This window comes from Chryseobacterium sp. UF-290 (assembly GCF_058245615.1).
Genome location: NZ_JBSICB010000008.1, coordinates 153,298 through 173,923, shown reverse-complemented (window position 1 = coordinate 173,923; position 20,626 = coordinate 153,298). Strand labels below are relative to the sequence as shown.

General features: G+C 36.9%; 18 protein-coding genes. 4 read left to right on the top strand and 14 right to left on the bottom strand.

Annotated elements, in window-relative coordinates; genetic code table 11:
* The first annotated feature begins 4 nt into the window (after positions 1–4).
* Complete coding sequence (gene deoC, locus AC4IF5_RS11770) at positions 5–748, top strand: deoxyribose-phosphate aldolase (RefSeq protein ID WP_490734716.1); 744 nt, start codon at positions 5–7, stop codon at positions 746–748.
* Positions 749–802: 54 nt separating this feature from the next.
* Here deoC and dusB read toward each other — a convergent pair whose 3' ends face one another.
* Both dusB and AC4IF5_RS11760 read right to left on the bottom strand, forming a co-directional pair.
* Positions 803–1,798, bottom strand: a complete 996-nt coding sequence (gene dusB, locus AC4IF5_RS11765; protein WP_490734715.1) for a tRNA dihydrouridine synthase DusB — start codon at positions 1,796–1,798, stop codon at positions 803–805.
* Between the two features lie 199 nt (positions 1,799–1,997).
* The gene (locus AC4IF5_RS11760) at positions 1,998–5,225 is read right to left on the bottom strand and encodes a DUF8818 domain-containing protein (protein WP_490734713.1); all 3,228 of its coding nucleotides are present in this window, start codon (positions 5,223–5,225) and stop codon (positions 1,998–2,000) included.
* Between the two features lie 151 nt (positions 5,226–5,376).
* On the opposite strand from AC4IF5_RS11760, the gene AC4IF5_RS11755 reads away from it, so the two are divergent.
* Positions 5,377–6,150 carry a T9SS-dependent surface endonuclease, AS87_RS02955 family gene (locus AC4IF5_RS11755; protein ID WP_490734711.1) on the top strand — a complete coding sequence of 258 codons (774 nt, stop codon included), beginning with the start codon at positions 5,377–5,379 and terminating at the stop codon, positions 6,148–6,150.
* Between the two features lie 130 nt (positions 6,151–6,280).
* Complete coding sequence (locus tag AC4IF5_RS11750; RefSeq protein ID WP_490734709.1) at positions 6,281–7,084, top strand: T9SS type A sorting domain-containing protein; 804 nt, start codon at positions 6,281–6,283, stop codon at positions 7,082–7,084.
* Positions 7,085–7,201: 117 nt separating this feature from the next.
* Here the strand turns inward: AC4IF5_RS11750 and AC4IF5_RS11745 are convergent, their stop codons facing one another.
* The 9 genes from AC4IF5_RS11745 to AC4IF5_RS11705 all read right to left on the bottom strand — a co-directional run bounded on the left by AC4IF5_RS11745 (position 7,202) and on the right by AC4IF5_RS11705 (position 17,512).
* A complete protein-coding gene (locus AC4IF5_RS11745) occupies positions 7,202–10,024 on the bottom strand; it encodes a gluzincin family metallopeptidase (protein WP_490734708.1) in 2,823 nt (940 codons plus the stop codon).
* A 53-nt stretch (positions 10,025–10,077) separates the two neighbouring features.
* Complete coding sequence (gene pyrF, locus AC4IF5_RS11740; RefSeq protein WP_490734707.1) at positions 10,078–11,457, bottom strand: orotidine-5'-phosphate decarboxylase; 1,380 nt, start codon at positions 11,455–11,457, stop codon at positions 10,078–10,080.
* A gap of 225 nt (positions 11,458–11,682) precedes the next feature.
* A complete protein-coding gene (locus AC4IF5_RS11735; RefSeq protein ID WP_490734705.1) occupies positions 11,683–12,279 on the bottom strand; it encodes a hypothetical protein in 597 nt (198 codons plus the stop codon).
* A 317-nt stretch (positions 12,280–12,596) separates the two neighbouring features.
* Positions 12,597–12,938 carry a YkvA family protein gene (locus AC4IF5_RS11730; protein ID WP_490734704.1) on the bottom strand — a complete coding sequence of 114 codons (342 nt, stop codon included), beginning with the start codon at positions 12,936–12,938 and terminating at the stop codon, positions 12,597–12,599.
* An 83-nt stretch (positions 12,939–13,021) separates the two neighbouring features.
* Entirely contained in the window at positions 13,022–13,561 is a 540-nt protein-coding gene (locus AC4IF5_RS11725; protein WP_490734702.1) for a TlpA family protein disulfide reductase, read from the bottom strand.
* 10 nt (positions 13,562–13,571) lie between these two features.
* Positions 13,572–14,135 (bottom strand): thioredoxin family protein, encoded by a 564-nt coding sequence (locus AC4IF5_RS11720; protein WP_490734700.1) that lies wholly within the window; start codon positions 14,133–14,135, stop codon positions 13,572–13,574.
* Between the two features lie 17 nt (positions 14,136–14,152).
* On the bottom strand, positions 14,153–15,223 hold the full coding sequence (aroC, locus tag AC4IF5_RS11715; RefSeq protein WP_490734698.1) for a chorismate synthase: 1,071 nt from the start codon (positions 15,221–15,223) through the stop codon (positions 14,153–14,155).
* Between the two features lie 50 nt (positions 15,224–15,273).
* Positions 15,274–16,908 (bottom strand): LIC_10190 family membrane protein, encoded by a 1,635-nt coding sequence (locus AC4IF5_RS11710; protein WP_490734697.1) that lies wholly within the window; start codon positions 16,906–16,908, stop codon positions 15,274–15,276.
* 52 nt (positions 16,909–16,960) lie between these two features.
* Positions 16,961–17,512: a YMGG-like glycine zipper-containing protein gene (locus AC4IF5_RS11705; protein WP_490734695.1), complete on the bottom strand. Its 552-nt coding sequence runs from the start codon at positions 17,510–17,512 to the stop codon at positions 16,961–16,963.
* Positions 17,513–17,866: 354 nt separating this feature from the next.
* Here AC4IF5_RS11705 and AC4IF5_RS11700 point away from each other — a divergent pair, with 354 nt between their 5' ends.
* Entirely contained in the window at positions 17,867–18,310 is a 444-nt protein-coding gene (locus AC4IF5_RS11700; protein ID WP_490734694.1) for a hypothetical protein, read from the top strand.
* A 571-nt stretch (positions 18,311–18,881) separates the two neighbouring features.
* Here the strand turns inward: AC4IF5_RS11700 and AC4IF5_RS11695 are convergent.
* The 3 genes from AC4IF5_RS11695 to AC4IF5_RS11685 form a co-directional block, all read right to left on the bottom strand.
* The gene (locus AC4IF5_RS11695; RefSeq protein ID WP_490734692.1) at positions 18,882–19,109 is read right to left on the bottom strand and encodes a glutathione synthase; all 228 of its coding nucleotides are present in this window, start codon (positions 19,107–19,109) and stop codon (positions 18,882–18,884) included.
* A 567-nt stretch (positions 19,110–19,676) separates the two neighbouring features.
* Positions 19,677–20,012 carry a helix-turn-helix domain-containing protein gene (locus tag AC4IF5_RS11690; RefSeq protein ID WP_490734691.1) on the bottom strand — a complete coding sequence of 112 codons (336 nt, stop codon included), beginning with the start codon at positions 20,010–20,012 and terminating at the stop codon, positions 19,677–19,679.
* 162 nt (positions 20,013–20,174) lie between these two features.
* Positions 20,175–20,606 carry a transposase gene (locus AC4IF5_RS11685; RefSeq protein ID WP_490734689.1) on the bottom strand — a complete coding sequence of 144 codons (432 nt, stop codon included), beginning with the start codon at positions 20,604–20,606 and terminating at the stop codon, positions 20,175–20,177.
* Positions 20,607–20,626 lie beyond the last annotated feature (20 nt).

Below are 20,626 nucleotides of genomic sequence, written 5' to 3'. Positions count from 1 at the left end.
CGATATGAACATAGCCCAATATTTGGATTCCACCTACCTGAAAACACCGGAACAATCAGGTATTTCTCATGAAGAAACACTTCAGAAAGATAAAGAACTTGCTCAGGAAGCGATCGATAACGGTATTTTTGCCGTCATGATCAGGCCTGATTACGTATCAGAAATCAAGAAATATATTCAGGAAAGAAATTCAGATGTTGCAGTAGGAACTGTAATAGGCTTTCACGAAGGAACGTATTCCGTTGACGAAAAGCTTGCAGAAGCTTCAAAAGCAATAGAAGACGGAGCGGATGAGTTGGATTTTGTGATTAATTACAAAGCCTACCTGCAGGGAGATTTAGAATTGGTAAAGAATGAATTTGTAAAATGTACCGGATTAGCTCTGGAACACCACAAAATCGCAAAATGGATCATTGAGATCGCAGCTTTGACCGATGCGCAGATTGCTGATCTTACCAAAAATATTTCAGACTGGGCAGAAGAGAATTTTTCTGAGAATGATGTATCCAATATTTTTGTGAAATCTTCAACAGGTTTCTACGAAACTACAGGAGGAAAACCTAACGGAGCAACATTTGAAGGAATAAAGATCATGCTGGACCATGCAGGAAAACTTCCTGTAAAAGCAGCCGGAGGAGTAAGAACTCCGGAAGATGCTGAAAAAATGATCAGTATGGGAGTGAAGAGGATCGGAACCTCTTCAGCATTGGCACTGATCAAAGATGAAGCTTCATCAGGAGGATATTAAAATTGACTATTCAGATATATAAAAACCATCAATTCAATTGATGGTTTTTTGTTTTTATACCTGTTCCTGATATTCTTCGTAAAACTGTTGGGTTTCTTTGATCAGGCTGTCCATTTCTTCCAGGGTGAAAACTTCCAGGAATTTTTTTCTGAACTCTTTGAAATGAGGAACTCCTCTGAAGTAATTGCTGTAATGCTGTCTCATTTCGACCAGTCCTAATCTTTCCCCTTTCCATTCTACACTCCATTCCGCGTGCTGACGTACTGCAAGCAAACGGTCTGCGATAGAAGGTTCTGGTAAATGCTCGCCTGTTTTAAAGAAATGCTTGATTTCATTAAAGATCCAGGGATAGCCGATCGCTGCACGGCCGATCATAATCCCGTCGCATGCATACTTCTGCTTGTAGGCTAATGCTTTTTCAGGAGAGTCTATATCTCCGTTTCCAAAAATTGGAATCTCAATATTAGGATTTTGTTTGATTCTTGAAATATGTTCCCAGTCCGCTTCACCTTTATACATTTGTGCGCGGGTTCGGGCATGTATCGTCAATGCTTTGATTCCTGTTTCCTGCAGACGTTCTGCTACTTCATCAATATTAATGCAGGTACTGTCCCATCCCAGGCGGGTTTTAACCGTTACAGGCAGATGGGTAGAGCTTACAACGGCTTTTGTAAGACGAACCATAAGGTCAATATCTTTCAAAACTCCGGCTCCGGCCCCTTTGCAGACAACTTTTTTTACAGGACATCCGAAATTGATATCTACCAGATCAGGATTTACGGTTTCAACAATTCTTGCAGACATGGCCATAGCCTCCTCATCACCACCAAAGATCTGTATACCAACTGGTCTTTCATAATCGAAAATGTCCAGTTTTTTACGGCTCTTGATTGCATCACGAATTAACCCTTCGGAAGAAATAAATTCCGAATACATCAGATCTGCACCATGCATTTTACACAAACGTCTGAACGGAGGATCACTTACATCTTCCATCGGAGCCAGCAAAAGCGGAAATTCCGGCAGTTCTATGTTGCCTATTTTTATCATGGTGCAAATTTACGAAATTCTAAATATCCGGAAATATGATATTATCTATCAGTGTGAATGATAAGCTTAGGGAGCTGAGCGTCGGAGAGTTTGAGGGTGAGAGAGTTTGGGAGCCGCGGGAGGGCGGATACGGAAGAGTATAAATAAGAAATACTTTTTCAATAGCGAACAACCTTAGATAAACCTTGAACCTTAACCCCTAGAAACTTGCCTTTACCTGCATACTTCCAATGTGAATTGTTCTTTCTCCGGAATTTCTTCCTTCGTAGTTTAAATTCAGCTGGATGAAAGAATTGATCGCCTGTTGGATAAATACACTCCATACCTGGTTTTTCCCGGGTTTCAGACCGTCAAGCATCTGATTTCCTACAATGCTGAAATTGTTTCCGGTAAAATTGTTGCTGATAAAGGAGAAATTCCCACGGATGGATGTTTTTCTGCGCTCCCACTGAATGGTTCCGGTGACGTCAAATGCTTTCAGAAGTTCTTCTCCATCCAGTCTTTGTTTCTGACGGAAAGCAGAAGAAAGCTCGGCCTGGATAGCATCCGTAAATTTATAAGTGGCTTTAGGCTTGGTTTCAAAATTATTGAGACGGTAATCCCTTGTTGCAAAAAGCTGTGAAGAGTTTTTGATATCATGAACGGAGTTTTCCCAATCTACCCTGAATTCTTTATTGAACCAATATCCTATATTCACAAAATGAGAAGTCTGTTCACGTTCCTCATTACTGAAATTAGCATTGATAAGATTGTCATTGGTGATTAAACGGTAGTTTCCGTTCCATCCTGATTTATCAGTAGGATTAAACTGTACGGAAGCCAGAATATTCTGATTTTTAAGGATTTGATCGCTGTTTTTTTCAAACGGGTTCAGAACCAGAACTTTATCTTTTTTATAGAATGAATTTTGAGAATTTAATGAAATATTGAAATTCCAGCGCTTTAAGAATGCATTTTCAGAATTGAAAACAATAGCTGGGTTTACGAATAATGCCAGCTGCAATTTATTTTTATTGGAAGGAATGTACCTTACAGAATTGGTGTAAATCCTGATATACTGTGCCAGATCAGAATATTCGGCAATTTCAAATTCATCAAGCTGTTGAATGCCGTCTCCATTGTAATCGGTCCATTTGTAAACTCCCTGTCCGTCCGTTACTTTGATATACTGGAACTCTCTTTGGGCTTCCTGCCCGTTTCCAAGCTCGTAAAATGCCTGCAGACGCATTCCGTTTCTGAAAAGCTGCTGATTATAAAGAATGTTACCAACCACAAAATCATTATTTCTGGTTACTTCACCTTCCGCACCGGAATAGAAAAATTTTCTGTAATGAATTAAAGCATTTAAAGTGGTTTTTTCCGTTTTGATGATCTGGCTTTCGGCCATGAATCCCAGAATGTTATTCATATTCTGGAGCCTGTTGTCACGTACCGAGTCATTGTCTCTCATATAGACTTTTGCCAATAGCTTTGTCCGGGTACTGTCACCGATTTTCTTTTGTACAAAGATCTCCTTCCAGCTGAAGCTTGTCACATCCATAAGCTGGGTATCATTGTATTTTTTCTCGTTGTGCTCCATGCTTCCTCCGATCGCCCAGCTCCCTTTTTTGCCGGTAAATTCCGTTGACGCTCCACCTCGTATGAATTTGGTATCCTGAAGAGTGGCATTGGTGCTCAGGTAAGATAAATTCCCTTTGGTAAAAAACTTTCCTGTGATCCAGCCGAAGTCAAGATCGTTTTTAATCCCTTTATAAGAATTCTGTTCATCCAGATAGTTGACGCGGTAATTTAGGGTAGATTTATTATTCCATTTATTCAAAAAGCTGAAAATAAATCTGTTTTGTGTTTTCTTATTGAATTCCTGGGCTAAGTTGAAATCCCTGGAGAATTCCACATCATTGATACGGTCCAGAATATGAAACTGTCTGTCGATATATTGGTATTCGAAACTGGGAGTTCCTTTCCATGCGTTTTTGGTAAAAGTTTTGTTTCCAAAGACCCTCCAGGCATATCCGATATTCTGATCCGAATCTCTTGAAGAGAATAAGTTGACATCATAGTTACTAAGAGAAATATCAGCACCTATTTTTCCTTCATTCAGTAAATATTCCGAGTTCAGGGAGTATACCTGTGATTTTTGAGGAGAAGGAAGCTTTCTTACCGCTCTGTAATCGCCTCCGTTAGGTCCCACATACTCAAAAACACGTCCGTTATTGGTAGTTTGCGCAATTTTATAGTCTCCCTGGTTGACACCGAAATACGTAAAGGAAACCTGATAAAGGGTCAGGTTAGGATCTGTGGAAAATTCATAGAAATTTCCGGCCGGGTTTAAACGGTATAAAATTTTATTCACATCATATTCAGTAATCACTCCTGATGGGGCATACATCAGATCTGGATTATTTCCGGCTTCTGCTAATATCTGTTCATCCTCTTTTGAAAGGTTTAAAGAAAGGGGAGCATTTTTATTATCATTTTCCATGAACCAGTTCAGCCCCACCTTGAATTTTTCCCGTTGATGTTCTAGCTTTCCTGTAAATAAGTATCTTGAATAGTTCCTGTTGGCGTAATTGTAAGAAATCGTAATGAAATTCTGCTGGAAAATAGGCCGGAAACTGGTAAAAGTAACTTCACCGGTATTATAGTTGATGACATAATCCTGATTTTCTCCCCGCTTCATCAGGATTCCGTCGATGAAGACCTGTTCAGATCCGGAGATCAGAGTGATAAACTGCTCACCGTTTTTACCGACCAGGCGGTAAGGTCCCTGGTTACCTTCAACCCCCTGAAAACGGATTCGGTGAAACTCACTTCGTGCAACCCCTGCGGAAATATCTACAAAGGTTTTATTATCCTTACCAAATTCTGTCTGGAACTGAAGTCCCATGCTTCTTCGCTGGTATTTGGCAAAGTAATTTTTAGGTTCTATAAGATCAAGATGTCCGGCTCTGAGAATGGATTTATCCTTAATATTAAGCTGCATATAGATCTTATCAAATTCCTCTAAGGTCTGGGTATATCCGTCAGCCTGAATAGGGAGATTATGATCTGAGATACTTGCTAAAATGGTAACGTCTTTGGAAAGCCGCCCGGAAATCTGAAGATCCATAGAGCTTTGGACAGACTGCCCCTGATTGTTCCCAAATGTGATTCCACGGATGATGGACCCTTTGGAATTGAGCTCCCCTAAAAATCTTTTCTTATCATTTTTTGCCAGTACGGCTTCATCAATGATGATCTTGTTATTGGTTTTTATAAAGTCCAGCGTATCTTTTGCGAAAAGGTCCTGTTCCAGCCTTGCAACGAGTATACTGTCTCTTTTGATACTGTCTTCAGAAACGTTCGGATTTTTCCATGAAAATACCTGAGCACTTCCTGAAAATATGCCTAAGAAAAATAATACGAATAGGATAATAAAATTCCGCAAGTCCTGAAAAATAATCCGTAAAAATAATTAAAAAATATTAAGAGTAATAGGTCAACTATTATTAACAAAAAGTTAACCTATTTATTGTATGAGATCAAAAAAATGGTGTAATTTTGCTACGAAATTATTAATTAAATAAAAAATTTAAATCATGAAAAAACTTTATTCTGTTTTTGCTACAGTAATGGTAGCAAGTGGTATTTTTGCTCAAACAGTTTTCAGTGCTACATTTGACGATGTAACGGGGACAGGTGGAAATGATGGTTTATGGAGCGGAAGTGCTGCTAATAGTGGTTTTACAGATGGAACAAGCTCTTATACAACTGGCGGGAACTGGTCACTAGCAAAGGTTTACAAAGGAAATGGTTGTGTTAAAGCAGGTACAAGTTCATTGAAAGGAATTGTTACTACACCAACTATAAATTTAACAGGATCTGCTACTTTAACTTTTAGAGCAGGGGCCTGGGATGGAGCTAATGAAAAAACTGTTTTGAATATAAGTGCCAATGGAGCTACTTTAAGTCAGTCAACTGTAACTATAGTAAAAGGAGCATTTTCTAATTACACAGTAGATATTACAGGAGCTACAGGGGCTGTAACTCTTACATTTGAGGGATCTACAGCTTCTAACAGCAGATTCTTCCTTGATGATATTGTTGTTACGACAGGAACTTTAGCTGTTGTAGATGCTAAAAACGTAAAGTCGACTAACTTCGTAAAGAATTCTTTCGTGAAAAACAGTGAAATTACTTTCGGAGCAGACGTTAAAGATGTAAAAGTATTCAACATGTTCGGGCAGCTTGTAAAAGAAGCTTCTGTAAAACAAAACGGAACTGTAAACGTTGCTGAATTAGCAAAAGGAAACTATATCGTAACAGGGACAGTGAACAACGAACCGGTATCTCAAAAAATTCTGAAAGACTAATCCGTTTTCTAGATAAAAATATAAAACAGCCATTTCATTGAAATGGCTGTTTTTTTATGGCCTTTATTTCTTAATTTGCTGGTATCGTTTTTGATGTTTTTATAATTAATCCATTTCTAAAATTATTACGATGAAAAAAATCTTTACTATTGCCGGCTTACTATTTATTGCTGTATTTTCCAATGCCCAAATTGTGATCAGTGAGATCTATGGGGGCAGTGAAAAAACAGGTACCCAACCCAAGAACAGCTATATCATACTCAAAAATATCGGTACAAATCTCGTTTCTTTAACAGGGGCGAGTATACAGTATGCCCCGGCAGTAGGGGCTTTTACTCAATATCATACCTTACCTGATCTTACTTTGGGGCCGGAACAGACCTATCTGATTCAGGAGGCTGTGATTGAAGGAGGTACTGAGAACTTGCCAACACCGGATTTTATAGCTACGATCATTACTAATTTTGACGGAACTGCGAATACATCTTCAGGGATAAAGATTTCAGGGGTATCCGGCAAAATTGCCTTAGCGAATAATATTGTACAGGTTACAGGGCCAACGTCTCCCAACGTACTCGATTTTGTTGGATATGGGGTTAATGCAGACCAATATAAAGGAGATCAACCGGCACCATCTCCTACGATAACGACAATTCTAAGAAAAGATGACAAAGCTGATACTATAACTGACCTTCTTTTTGAAGGAAGTGTGAAATCCGGTTTTGTGCAGAACCCTTTTATAAAAGAAGGTAAGATTGTATTCGGTACAGAGGTCCGGGATGTGAAAGTGTATGATTCTTACAGACAGGTAGTGAAAAAAGCACCTACAAAGCTGGCTTCAAGTCTGGATATCGTAGAACTTCCCAAAGGAACCTATATTGTGACAGGAACCATTAATAATGTTCCCATTTCACAAAAGATTATAAAAGATTAATTTTTAAATAGAAAAAGAACAGCTTGTAATTACGGCTGTTCTTTTATTTTAAAGGTACTACAGATATTCGTGTTGAGCAAATACCAGTAATTTCTTATTTGCAATTTGTTCATTCGTCTAATACCATCCTCTTCTGGCAGCATTGACGATAGAACCGAGGTTAAGAACCAATGTATATCTGATACGCTTTGCATAATCTTTGAACGAGGGTTCAAATCCTAAAGAAGACTGTATCGGGAAATATATTTCTAAAAAATCTGGTATAATTCTCACTTTAATCCCACTATCCCAGATAAATTTTGCAGGGAGATTCTTATTTTTATAGACTCCTGCATCGGCATAGACATGGAATATTTTCCAGATGCTGGAATCTACATTCACCGAGGAGATCCATTGATTGACCGTTCCCGGAATAAATGATTTAAATCCTCCGTCAGCCAGGATAAACTGCTGTGAAAGAAGACCGCTGCTTGCACTTTCCCCTAGCAGAGTATAAGAGAAGGAATAATTGGAAACTCTGGAAATCCCATAGTTGAACAGGTCATTTCGGGTATCATTCCTCAAAAAATATCCGGCAAATAAACGTAAACTCAATTTTTGCTTGGGTGCAAATTCCCACCTGTAGAAGCCTTCAGCTGTTATTTTATTGAAATCCTCCATTCCCTGGGTACTCAGGCTCAAGCTTTTTTCATGGATCATCTGGCTGTCGCTGTATCCATATCCGAGACTCCAGAGATTATATTTGCTGTAATCGTTGTTGGCGATCATTTTAGGACTCAGGTCTCTTTCGAAATAATTATATGATATTCCAATATTCCTGCTTACCGTACTTCTCGGATTTTTTCTGAAGCTGATCGATGAGGCTACAGAGATCTTTCTATAGGCTAAGTCATAATCATAATGAAAATAGGAGCCGGAAGTACCAAAGGTAAGGCTTCTGATAATACTTTCAGCAGGAAGGATAGAGTAGGAGACAGCGCCGGAACCCGTCAGCTTTCCTGTTCCTGTACTGTAGGTAGGAGTAACAGAATACAGAAATTTCTGATCAAAGAAAGACTGGTTTTTTAAATTAACTCCTAATAGAAATTTATCATAGGTGTTATTAAAACGTACTCTTGGGCTGATATAGATCTCGTTGTATTCCGGATCAGGAATGTCCTTTATTAATTTTAGCTTGATCTTTTTTGCATTGGAAAAGAGTCCTTTTGCATACAGAAAATTATCTCTGTAGTTCGATTCAGGGAAAATATAACCGCTATTTAAGGTGACCTTATAAATGTTATCTGATACAGGAAGTGATAAGTTGGTGGTGTGCTGATTTTCTTCAGTATCTACCCAAAACATTCTTTTTTCTCCCTCTTTGGTTTCTGTTTCCACTTTTACAGGAATGGAAGCTTCCGTATTTTTTACAATTCTTATCTGTAAGGAATCGTTTTCTTTTCTGACATGTCTTAATTTAAAGTCAACCCTGTTTTTCTGCTTAAGAAAATTAGACAGATAACCTGCCGATTTACTTTTTTCAGAAAGAGTGGTGAGGAATTCTTCAGGATTGATCCTTTTTCCTGAATTTTGAGAAATATAATTTTTTACAATATCATTAAAACCTTCATATCCCATTCTGTCTGCTGAATAATTGAACAGGCTTCCGGTTTCAAAGCTGCTGATCGCCATATCATTAAAGTTGCTTAAAACCGGGAAATGCTCATCGATCTTCTGATCCAGGTTTTGCAGCATAATATACTGATAAGCCAATCCGTAGCGGTCCAGAAGCTTTACTTTGGAAGCATGGAATATTTTTAGAGGCTGTATCCCGAATATTTTGGCGTCAGGTAATGTACCCAGAAGTTTGGTATCATTGTAAAACTGTTTCAGATACTGTATTTCAAGATATGATTTTAACCCATTCTTAAACCAGTGGTCCTTTTCTTTATCTGCAATGATCCTTTCATCAAGGATCTTTTTCGTAATTATTCCGAAATAGTCCAGATCGGTTTTTTCAGCATCTGTGAATAACCGGAATCTGAATTTCCAGAAAGTAATATCATTGTTTCCGAAAAAGTCTTCCTTAGCCCGGAATTTATCAGAAATAAAAATATGCTTCGGAAGAAATCCGATCTTTTCCTTAAGGAATTTCAAATGAAGAGGCAGATAAAACTCCAGATTCTGTTTTTCTTCCGGCTTCAGGTTGTAGCCAAACTTAACTTCGGTATCAGCACCGTCAATATTGGTTGTTATAGAAGGATGTTCATTGGGAGAAATCAAAAACTCCGGATCTGAATCCAGATATCCTTTGAAAGAATTGATTTGTACCTGCGGGAGATTTCCTTCAATAAAAGTGTTCACAGGAATATCAAAATTTACTGTCCAGAAAGTATTAAAGGTTACGGACTCTTCGATATCATGATAGTTTCTTTTGGAAATATTGTCCGGATCAAAATGATCCGGGACAATAAAGAAATATTTTAATGCAGTACTTTGGCCGGATGTTCCGTATCCCGTGAACTTATTGTCGGGAAGCTGCATCCGGTAATGGAGTTGTAAAGTGATGCTTTCACCTGGTTTTAGTGCTTCTTTCAGTGGAAGAAAAAGGTTTTCATCTGAGAGGGCATTGACCGGGATGACTTCATTTTCTGAATTTTTAATGCTCAATTCAAGAAGTTTTCCCAATTGATTACTTTTTGCAAAATGCAAATCGTTATTCCGGTCTTCCAGTTTTCTGTAGACTAAGGAGGTTCCCCGCTTATTATAGGCGGAAACCCAGTTCAGAAGTTTTACTGTATGAAGCTCCTTTTCAGAATGATTGTAATACACAATTTCCTGATTGATCTCAAGGTTCTTTTTGTCAGAAGACAGTTTAGCTTCAATGTATATGCTGTCTTTCTGTGCAGAAACCTGTACAACTCCCCAAAACAAAATAAAGCAAATGCTGATCTTTTTCAAATATTCGTGATAAAGCCCAAATATAACTTATTTTGTATATACTTTATAGGATTTTAACCCTGAATTGCTTTTTTTTCTAAAGAATTAATATACGCATTCCAGCCTTCCGTTTTATAAGTAACAGCAGATGCTTCAGGATCTTCAGATTTATAGATTCCCCTGCCTACAATGATGAAATCAGTATGCAGAGTTTTGAAAACATGTTCCGGTGTATTGTACTGCTGGCCCTTTCCATCGCCTGAATCTGCGAGGTTCACTCCCGGAGTGAATAATAAAAGTTCTTCAGGAAGTTTATTCTGGGATACTCCTCCAATAACGTTGGGGTGGGATAAAGCAACTTTCAGGGCTTCTTCACGATAGCTTGCAGTGGTCAGGGTACCTTTGGAAGACATTCCCACAATAGCTACCACTCCTACATTGCTGAAGCAGTCTAATGATTCAAAACCTCCGATTACCTGAGACGTTACAAAATCTGCCCAGTCGGTAATTTTAAAAACTCCGCTGGTAAACTGAAGCTCCTGCGTATTTCCGATGTCCGCAAATTTTCTGTCTTCCATCAACAGGAACTGATGTTTTGCAGCAATCTCTTTTAATGGAGTGATCGTTTTTTCGTATTCAAAGTCTGAAATGATATCGATATGCGTTTTTAAAGCAATGATATGAGGTCCTACCTTTTCAGCTAAAGCCAATAATTCCTGAGTTGTGGTAACATCAGCAGAAGCAATGAGGTTAGACTTTTTCGCCAGCGCTGTTTCCAGTAATTTTTTTGAAACGGAATGCTGTGTATTCTGAAGTTTCTGTTCATAAGAATCTCTGGTCTCTTCTTTGAACTGAATGTGATTCCCATGAAGGAAATCCTGAATTCTTTTCACCTCTTCGTCAGATAGTTCGCCGGTCTCCTGAAGAATGTCGCATACTTCAGAAATATTGAAAAGCGTGTGCACTCTGTAGCCTTTGCTCTCCAGCAGTTGTTTTCCTCCCTGTTCTCTGTCCAGCACCACAACAATATCTGAAACTTTAAGGTCTTCCTGTTCCACTTCAGCAATTGTTTCTACCAAAGATTTTCCGGAGGTGATCACATCTTCTACCAAAAGACAGTTCTGCCCTTTCTGATAAATTCCTTCGATCAGCTTTTTCGTACCGTAACTTTTTGCTTCTTTTCTTTTAATAATTAATGGAATGTAGCTTTCCAGAGACATTGCAGTAGCCATTGGAAGAGCAGCATAAGGAACTCCACAGATTAAATCAAAATTATCCAACGGAAGCATTTCCAATAAATAATTAGCAAGATTTTTTAAAATTTTAGGATCTGAAGCCAAAGGTCTTAAGTCTACATAAAAAGGGCTTTCGATACCACTTTTAAGAGTAAACCTTCCGAATTTGATGATGCCTAGTTTGTAGCACTCTAAGAAGAATTCTTTTTTACTTTCCATTATTTTTTATTAGATATTGCAAATTTAAGGAATTGAAATAAGGCTTAAAAATTTATAGTCCATTTGCCGGAAAAAACATTTTGATTAAATGACTAAGTTTATGTTTTTAATACAATATAAATAATCATTTCAATCTTATTTGAACGTTTTTTTGACTTTTGATATGGGGGCAGGACAGGCAATTATTGCTTTATTTCAATTCCTTAGACTGCAATTTACCATTAATTATGGAATAGGGTTTGGAGAACTTCCTGATGATCCGGTACTTATAGTTCCACTAATGTTATTTAAGGTATTGACCAAACTGTTATTGATTACCAATAGGTCGATTTTCCATTCATATTGGCCGTTGGTTACGGGAGATGTACTTTTAAAATCAGCATATAGCCTCCATGTTCCATTGGATATAAAAGGATAAGCTGATGGGCCTACCGCTCCTCCATCATACAGCTTTATAGGTGCTGCAAGAGATCCTGCCTTTTCAAGGGAGGCAGAAGTCATGATTACGGTATATTTACTGGATGAGATATTGGTATTCCAATTAGAGATCCAATCTTCATTAGGGGCAGGTTTTATATTGTATGTTATGGTATAGAAAGGCTTTTGTTGGGTTGTTGATCCTCTCAGGATTTTTCCTGTAGCAGCGTCCCATGAAAGAGGAATAGCTGACTCATTATAATCACCTAACGTTTTTATTCTCACTGTTCCCTCAACATCTAATGTTTCTTTTGGATTAGATGTATTGATTCCTACCTGGGAATACAAATAAGCCATTGAAAATAAAATGAAGAATAAAGAAAAAATTTTTTTAGTACTTTTCATAAATGTAATGTGTTTTTATTAAACTGAAAAATTGATTATTTCCTGCAAAAAGACAATAAAAAATTAAAATAGTAAAGTTCATGTATACCACATACGTACTACATAGATACAACTCGTGTTTATCAGGGTTTTTAGCCGCTTTGTTGGTATGATGAAGTGGGCGTTTCATTGAAATTCGGATCAGCTTTTTTAAAGAATAAGGCGCTTCAATGTGATGACTGTTTTTAATAATAAGCAATAAAATGAATCGGAATTTTGTAAATAAAAAAACCATCCCGGAATTTCCGGGATGGTTTTTTAGCTTATTAATAAAACTATTATTTTATGATCTCTGCATCAATGACTTGGGCACCTTTGTATTTTTGCTCGGCTTCCCAGAGTAAAAATTTGTCTACCTCTCTGATGAGCTTTGGAATGGTCAGCGATAAAACTGCCAGGTCATCCATAACTCCGAGTACCGGTATGGCAAATTCAGGAAGCAGGTCAATAGGAGAGATAACATATAAAACCCCCAGTAAAGGAAGAATGATATCGATGGATTTCATAGGATAGATCCCCTTTCTCCACATTCTGACCATTCTGAAAATATCAGGAATCTTTTTTACAAAGCCCTTGTGGCTGATAGCTTCTTTTGCAAGATTTAATTTTGAATATTTCATTTTGTGTTTGGATTAAATAAATTTTTCAACACTATAAATTTCACAAATCCTGTACCAATAAATTATAAAATTTAGTTAAAAAATTATTTGATAATATTATCAATGAACTGATGTACTGTTTCAGAATCCCAATCCTTTGATGCATCTTCCTTAATGAGGATTCTTCCGGTTTTATCCAAAAGAAAAGTAGTAGGAAATACTTTGGGAAGAATTTTTTCAGAAATAGGACTTTGAGCAATATAAACAGGAACGGTATAATTGTTCTCTTTCAGGAACTTTCTTACATCTTCTTCTTGATCATTCATGGCAATGAGTACAAAATCTACATGACCTTTTCTGGAATCATACAGTTTTTGGATGGATGGCCACTCTTTTCTGCATGGCGGGCACCAGGTTCCCCAAAAATTGAGAAAAACAGCTTTGTCCCTGAAGTTTTTAAGATTGGTGCTCGGCGCATTGATTCCCTTGAGATCAACGTCATAATCTTCTTCACTGATATGGACGGCATTTTCAATGGTCGCAACCGGGAAAAACAGATCCTGCAGTTTATTTTTTACCCCCGGAACGAAGGCAATAATACCAATAATGATAATCAATACAAGATAAATAATATATTTTTTCATGTCCGTTTTTTTATAGCAGATCTAATATTTCCTGAACAGCGTCTTTTCCTCTGTTCCTGGCGTAATATATCTGCAGATCATTATAAAAGCTGTCTTTTGGGTACGCTTCAGGATCTGCTTTATATTTCATTAAAAGCTCATATCCGTATTTTGGACGAGGTCCCCATGAATTTTTAACATTCAGGTCATTATCCAGGATCAGAACTTTAGGAATGGATTCCGTACCGTTGGTTAAAAACCGGCTGATCAAACTTTTATCACTGTCTCTTAAAAAGACTCTCACTTCATTATGTCCTTCAAAAAATCTGAAAAGAGCAGGAACCGTTGCGCTGGCATCACCGCACCATGCTTCAGAGATAATTAGTATTTTTCCGTCAAAATTTTTGGCAGCCAATTCTTTCAGCTGTTCTTCATCAGGGACGTATTTTTTTATTGTTCTGTCCATTCTCTGAAGGCCAAGCTCATAATACTGTTTATATTCAGCTTCCTGTTCGTTGGCCGGATTTTCTAATCTTTCTTTTGCAATCTGAAGGTATTCTTCAAAAGAAATCCCTTTATCCCAGTAATTTTTCATTACCAAAAATACTTATATTAAAAATTGTTGATATTTCTCGTTTTATTAATCAGGAACAGATCCGCCAATACAAATGCCGCAAGGCTTTCTACTACGGGAACCGCTCTTGGAACCACACATGGATCATGACGCCCTTTTCCTTCTACTACAACAGGGTTTCCATCTTTATCAATGCTGTCCTGAGGTCTCAGAATAGTAGCTACGGGTTTGAAAGCTACCCGGAAATAGATATCCATGCCGTTGGAAATCCCTCCCTGAATTCCGCCGGAAAGGTTAGATCTTGTAGTAAAATCGGTATTGAAGGCATCATTATGCTCTTTTCCTGTCATTTTGGCACCACAGAAACCGCTTCCATATTCAAAACCTTTGCAGGCATTGATATTCAGCATTGCTTTTGCCAGTTCAGCCTGGAGCTTTGAAAATATAGGTTCACCGATTCCTACAGGAACATTTCTGATCACGCAGGTAATGGTTCCGCCAATGGTATTTCCTTCTTTTTTGATTTCTTTGATCTTTGCGATCATTTTTTCAGCAGTTTCTGCGTCAGGGCAACGTACATCGTTACTTTCGGTTTTAGAAAAATCTAAGGCCTGGTAAGGCTTTTCACAAAAGATCTCCCCTACGGAAGAAACATAAGCATTGATTTCAATATCCGGTAAAAGCTGTTTGGCAAGGGCTCCTGCGACTACCCAGTTCATGGTTTCCCTTGCTGAAGATTTCCCTCCGCCACGGTGATCCCTGAAACCAAACTTCTGATCATAAGTGAAATCAGCATGACTGGGACGATATGCTCCTGCGATATGGTCATAATCCTTTGATTTCTGATTTTCGTTTTCAATGATAAAACCGATAGGAGTACCCGTAGTTTTTCCGTCAAAGATCCCGGAAAGAAACTTTACAGTGTCGCTTTCTTTTCTTTGGGTAACAATTGCAGACTGTCCCGGTTTTCTTCGGTTCAGTTCATATTGAACCTTATCGAGATCTACCGTTAAACCTGCCGGAAAATTATTGATGATACCGCCATAAGCCACTCCGTGACTTTCTCCAAATGTTGTAAGACTAAGAAGATTACCTAATGTGTTGAACATGATACAAAATTACCTTTTTTTCTCCACATAATAAAGTTTCAGGATTTGTTCTATTGATCAATATTTTTGATAGCATTGATCATTTTTTCCCCTTCCTTTTTTTCACTTGGAGACATTTTTTTCCAGATAAATCCTTTGCCGATATCATTTTTATCGATCAGCTGGGGGAAGATTCCGGCTTTACTATCATCAAAAATATAGCTGGTGGAAATTGCCGGAAGTGGGGTGTCAAAATTATAAGGATAATCTTTGGATACGTTAAATTTCAGGTTTCCGACCTTAAAAGTATTGAATTGATGATATTCGTAGGTGGAAGGCTTATAAAGCTGTTCTTTTTGTAAGCCTGCAATAAAGTTCCCGAGCCTGAAACTGGGAACATATTTTTGGATGAAACCGGGAAATGACAGTATTGCAATGATGAATAAGCTGAAAGCAGAAAAAACGATGACCGATCTTTTTTTATCAAGGTATTCATGGAACACAACAAAAAATATGACAAAAAATACATCGATAAAAAATCTGTATTGGGCCGAAAAAATCAATACCAATACACTTTTTATCAATAATGAAATACAGAGTAAGGTGATGAATTTTTTCTTTTTGATCCAGGCAAATACTGAAAAAAGAATAAGGCTGAAAATGAAAAGGATATTAATTTTTGACTTGATTCCTGCAAGAGAAAACCAGTTTTTAATATAATCAACCGCAGAAAACTGTTGAATTTCTTCATAAGAATACTGCATATCATACGTTTTCAGGATCGCATATTGTGAGGAGATCTTTAAAACTTCCGGGCTGGGTTTCCAGGCTATTCCCAGGTCTCCGATTGCTACAGGGAAAACCGGATAACCGAATGCCCAGATATTTTTGATAAAAAATAAAAATAGGATGGAAGTTCCGAAGAGCAGCGACCTGAAATTGGGTTTAAGAATAAAAAGGATATGAAGGAAAATAAATACAGGCAGCCATATCATAGTAGGCTTTATGGCAAAAACAAAGATTGAAAATGCAAAAAGAAGAGCGGTGTTTTTATTTCCGGAAGCTGCTTCATTTAAAATAATTAAAGAAAAGACAATAACGGGAAGATCAGGGCTCGGAGATTGTGAAAACAGCAGGAGAATGGGTAAAAAACACAGATGTACCCAATTTTTTCTTTCAATACTATAAATGGAATAGAGGATCAGCAATACCGTGTTGATTCTTAAAAACGGATCAGAAAAATTTGAAAATCCGGCCTGGAAAATATGCCAGAGAGACATCTGTCCCAAAGTAAGGTCCAGATTGGAGATTCCTTTGACCAGCCCATACTCTGTAAGCCATTTGACTGTCGGAACGTAATAGCCGAAATGATCCAATATATAGGGATGGTATGAGCCTGCCAGTAAAATGATCAAAAATATGATGCCTGCTAAACCATAATCCTTTTTTGAAAACCGGTACAGTGCCAGGTAGAGTTTATCTTTAAAAAAATAAAGCAATCCCAGCAGGATGGAAGGGATTTCTATATAAATATTCAATGGAATGAAAAACGAAAGCGCCGTCCAAATAAGAACGATTCCCAATATCCCGTAAAGGGCTTTGCCGGAAATTCCCTGAAACAGATTTTCTGAGAAATTTTCCATGATCTTTCCCCAGCCCATTAAGACCGGAATAATGAAAATAGAAGAAAGCAGAATCAGTATCATAAAAAAAGATTGCCTAAAAATAAGCAATCTTTATATTGTATCGGGTAAAATATTATCTGCGTGGCTGTACTCTTCCGTCTTTTCTATCCTGAGATCTACCGATGGTATATCCGGTAGCTCCTCCTACAACACCTCCGATGACGGCGCCTAATCCTCTGTTTTTCTTAGCAATGATGGCTCCGGCAGCGGCACCCCCTACAGTTCCGATGATCGTTCCTTTAGCTGCTTTACTCATCCCTTTTTTCTGAGTTGTTCCTTGTGAAGCGCTGCTTCCGTTATCCGCATATCCGCCGTTACTACCTCCTCCGGAATTGGAGCTTCTGTCTCTGTATACAGTTCTGGTTTCTCTTATAACCTGCGGTTTTGAATTATTCTGAGCAGTAGCTTTTGTATTTTTGCTTTCTGAAATACTGTCAGCCTTTTTCTGAGCTTCATATACCAGTTTTTCCTTTTCAATAGCCAACTTTTGTTTTTCTATTTCAAGTTGTCTGGCCTGAAATTCAAGCTTTTGTGCTTCCAGTGATTTTTCTGCGGTTCTGTCATCTTTCTTGCAGGCCGTTATTAAAAAAACGGATAAAAATCCTGCTAATACTATCTTTTTCATAATTCAAATTTTAATAAGCTTAAGCCAAAGCGGCCTTAGTTTTATTATATTTTCAATTATGAAGCCAATTTTAGTTAATGAATGTTAAAATTAGGCTTTGATGCATAAATAAATTATAAATCCTGATAAATATTACATTATCAATAGGGGATTTTGAGTGTTTAGGTACAGAGTTTGTGAATGCATATAAAGTTTTTAGTTATGAAAATTAATCTTCTAAATCAGATTCTTCATAAGCTCTCTAATATAAACCTGGGAATTTTTATCGTAGCCCATTGTAAATTTTAGTTAATCAATAGTTTTTATTGAATTCATATAAGTTGATTATATTTGAAGAACCAAAATTATCTTAATATGAAAAAATTAATTTTTACAGTATCAGCTTTTGTAGGAATACTGGCTGTTACGACTTCGTTTTCTTCCAGAGATATAGTGCAGGGACCATCTGAGACCCGTTCTGAAGTTTCTCATAAAGAATCAAAAACTCAGACCTTTCCCGTTCGTTATGGACTTCTTTCAAAGAATGGAACAAAGATGCTTTCCGGTTCAGGGTATGACTTAGGAGGCTTTGTTGCGGAAAATACCGTTACCGGAGAATTGTATTACAGTAATGGCTATAACCGCTCGCTTCCGCAATATTCTGAAGAGGACCTTCCGGCGGGAACATACAGTTTCTCAGGAATTCAGGGACAAGGAGGCTGGGTAGGTTACGGAACGGTAGTTGCTACTGTTTCTGAAGCTAATGTAGATGCAGATGGGTATATTACGATCTATGTTCCGATCGCATGGGAAGAATAACTTTGCGAAAACAAAATATTTAATTAAATTTACAATCCTCGAAATGAGGATTTTTTACTTACAACTATAAGCACCTGTTGATTTTTATCATTTCTGAGTAAAGATAATATAACAGTATACAATATTCTGTTTGGATTTTTCTAAATAGATTTTTTTCATCATTTGTGTTTTTTAGGCCTCCGAAAGGAGGTCGTTTCTTTTTAGTGTATCTGCGACCGGATGATTTCCACAGAATTATCAGTAGAGGCGTTATCCACAATCACAGCTTTTCAGTTTGTGTAGGTCTGGGAAATTAATGAGCTGTAACAGTCACTTTGTTATTTAACATAATGTGTATGGAAACTTGAAATTAAACCGGAATTATAATCCGGATAAAAAGAAATTTTATGACTATACTCATAAATATGACTACACTCATAAAATAGAAAAAGAGAGTGGTATAAATTTGGTGCTGAATTAAGCGATAAAATAATTTTTATTTCTGATATAAAATTTTTTTTCATCATTTGTGTTTTTTGAGGCCTCCGCTATGGGGGCTTTTTTCATTAGGGTCTAGCCGGGAAGGCTGAGTTTATGTATCAAACAATATTCTACCGTTAAAAGGCTGGTCCCAAACGACAAATACCTTATCGTCAGATCTTCTTACCGGAGCCTGAACTATTTCATATTCTCCTTTTTCGTTCAATCTTTCTACAATGAGATTGATGCCTTCTCCTATTTCATGAATTTTAAATTCAATCTGATATTCTTTTTCATTGTTTTGGATAAAATCTTCTTTATTGAAATCTTCTTGTGGCATGATATTAAATTTTCTGGTTTGGAATATATAGAGAATAAATTATGCCAATTCTCTGTCCATATTTTTTATTGTCATAGTGTGACAGCTGCCAAAAGAATTTCTTATTTTCCGGGATGAACTTTATTTTAATTAAATGTAAATTATTTTCTTTTTAACGATGTCGTTTTTGTTTTCAATTTATTTGAAATAATTATAAATAATTATGATCTTGTTTTTAATGATACAATAAAATCGAAATAAAATAATGAAATGACAAAGATTGTGCTGAAATAATAAATTAAATTTTTTTCCCAATAAATGTTATTCTTGGCACGATTTTTCAATATACATTTGCAACTCATGTTTAATTTGAGTTTTCATGGTTATTAGTTTTTATCCTCGGAATTTCCGAGGATTTTTTTTAACCATATGGCTCATAAATCTGATCAATCAATCTTTTATTCCTGGAGTTGTTTTCTTTTTTAAAATAAAACGATTGATCTTTATCGCTTATAATCAATGGGAGGGAGGCAATTCCCTGATAAAGATTTTACTTCTATTGTGTAAGATATCAATCAGTAAGCGGCGTCACTTAGTATAAAAATATTTCCGCCATTTGCTGACAGTATTTCTACTTAAGCCAAAATGATCGGCTAATTGAGAGTTGTTGAGCTTATTTTTCTTTTGATAATCCAGAATTTTTAAAATATCGGTTTTATTATAAGAGCGATACTTCTGGTTGAGCCTCTCACTCTCCCTATCTGTGCCAAATATCCGTTTGTTGAGTTCAACAATGTCAATTCCTGAAATATTCTTTTTTTCAAGAATGCTTTCGCAGTCCTTTTTTTTATGTGGATATTTTTTGTTGATTATATCTGTGTAAATCTGTTTATAGTCTGGAGTCGTATTATTTTCTGAGAGCATAACTTTATATAAATTTTTCCTATAGGAATGGTAGGTTGAAATGGCAGATTGTTAGGGACCATGTCCCGGTCTTAGCGTATTGAAATCCGCGTCTTTATTTTACGTTAGAGCTTAATGATTTTCTAACGGTAGTGCATCTCCGGCTGCATTGATCCAATGCGGCTAGCCTGGCTTATTTATGTGTTTACTTATCCATTTATGCAAGGTGGTTTTGGGTATTCTATATTTTTCTACGACCTCTGTCTGGGTCATCTCCCCGGATTCGATCTGTTCCATAATGAAATCTATAATCTCTTTGGTATAAATTCTTTTACGAAACTGTGGAAGCAACGATTTTTTTTCCGGGTTTATAAATTTTTCCACAGACGGCGGTGCGTATAATATCAAATGTTGAGAATAGAGTCTGAAAAAGTCATATTCCAAAAGTTTGCTCCATTTGAGTAAAAGCTCTGTATCTATGCTTTTTTGAGTATACATATCCTTGACCTGCTCTTCTGTACATTTAAAAAAATTACAGATGCGGGGTATTTCTACCCCACGTTCTGTAACAAGTTGATTAATTAAAATTCCTATTGATATGTTTTTATAATTCATTGAAAATTTTTTAATAAATA

What these genes read in the sequence shown, in the direction of transcription:
- deoC (WP_490734716.1), top strand. Translation starts at nt 5, where the DNA reads ATGAACATAGCCCAATATTTGGATTCCACCTACCTGAAAACACCGGAA.
- dusB (WP_490734715.1), bottom strand. Translation starts at nt 1,798, where the DNA reads ATGATAAAAATAGGCAACATAGAACTGCCGGAATTTCCGCTTTTGCTG.
- AC4IF5_RS11755 (WP_490734711.1), top strand. Translation starts at nt 5,377, where the DNA reads ATGAAAAAACTTTATTCTGTTTTTGCTACAGTAATGGTAGCAAGTGGT.
- AC4IF5_RS11750 (WP_490734709.1), top strand. Translation starts at nt 6,281, where the DNA reads ATGAAAAAAATCTTTACTATTGCCGGCTTACTATTTATTGCTGTATTT.
- pyrF (WP_490734707.1), bottom strand. Translation starts at nt 11,457, where the DNA reads ATGGAAAGTAAAAAAGAATTCTTCTTAGAGTGCTACAAACTAGGCATC.
- AC4IF5_RS11735 (WP_490734705.1), bottom strand. Translation starts at nt 12,279, where the DNA reads ATGAAAAGTACTAAAAAAATTTTTTCTTTATTCTTCATTTTATTTTCA.
- AC4IF5_RS11730 (WP_490734704.1), bottom strand. Translation starts at nt 12,938, where the DNA reads ATGAAATATTCAAAATTAAATCTTGCAAAAGAAGCTATCAGCCACAAG.
- AC4IF5_RS11725 (WP_490734702.1), bottom strand. Translation starts at nt 13,561, where the DNA reads ATGAAAAAATATATTATTTATCTTGTATTGATTATCATTATTGGTATT.
- AC4IF5_RS11720 (WP_490734700.1), bottom strand. Translation starts at nt 14,135, where the DNA reads ATGAAAAATTACTGGGATAAAGGGATTTCTTTTGAAGAATACCTTCAG.
- aroC (WP_490734698.1), bottom strand. Translation starts at nt 15,223, where the DNA reads ATGTTCAACACATTAGGTAATCTTCTTAGTCTTACAACATTTGGAGAA.
- AC4IF5_RS11710 (WP_490734697.1), bottom strand. Translation starts at nt 16,908, where the DNA reads ATGATACTGATTCTGCTTTCTTCTATTTTCATTATTCCGGTCTTAATG.
- AC4IF5_RS11705 (WP_490734695.1), bottom strand. Translation starts at nt 17,512, where the DNA reads ATGAAAAAGATAGTATTAGCAGGATTTTTATCCGTTTTTTTAATAACG.
- AC4IF5_RS11700 (WP_490734694.1), top strand. Translation starts at nt 17,867, where the DNA reads ATGAAAAAATTAATTTTTACAGTATCAGCTTTTGTAGGAATACTGGCT.
- AC4IF5_RS11695 (WP_490734692.1), bottom strand. Translation starts at nt 19,109, where the DNA reads ATGCCACAAGAAGATTTCAATAAAGAAGATTTTATCCAAAACAATGAA.
- AC4IF5_RS11690 (WP_490734691.1), bottom strand. Translation starts at nt 20,012, where the DNA reads ATGCTCTCAGAAAATAATACGACTCCAGACTATAAACAGATTTACACA.
- AC4IF5_RS11685 (WP_490734689.1), bottom strand. Translation starts at nt 20,606, where the DNA reads ATGAATTATAAAAACATATCAATAGGAATTTTAATTAATCAACTTGTT.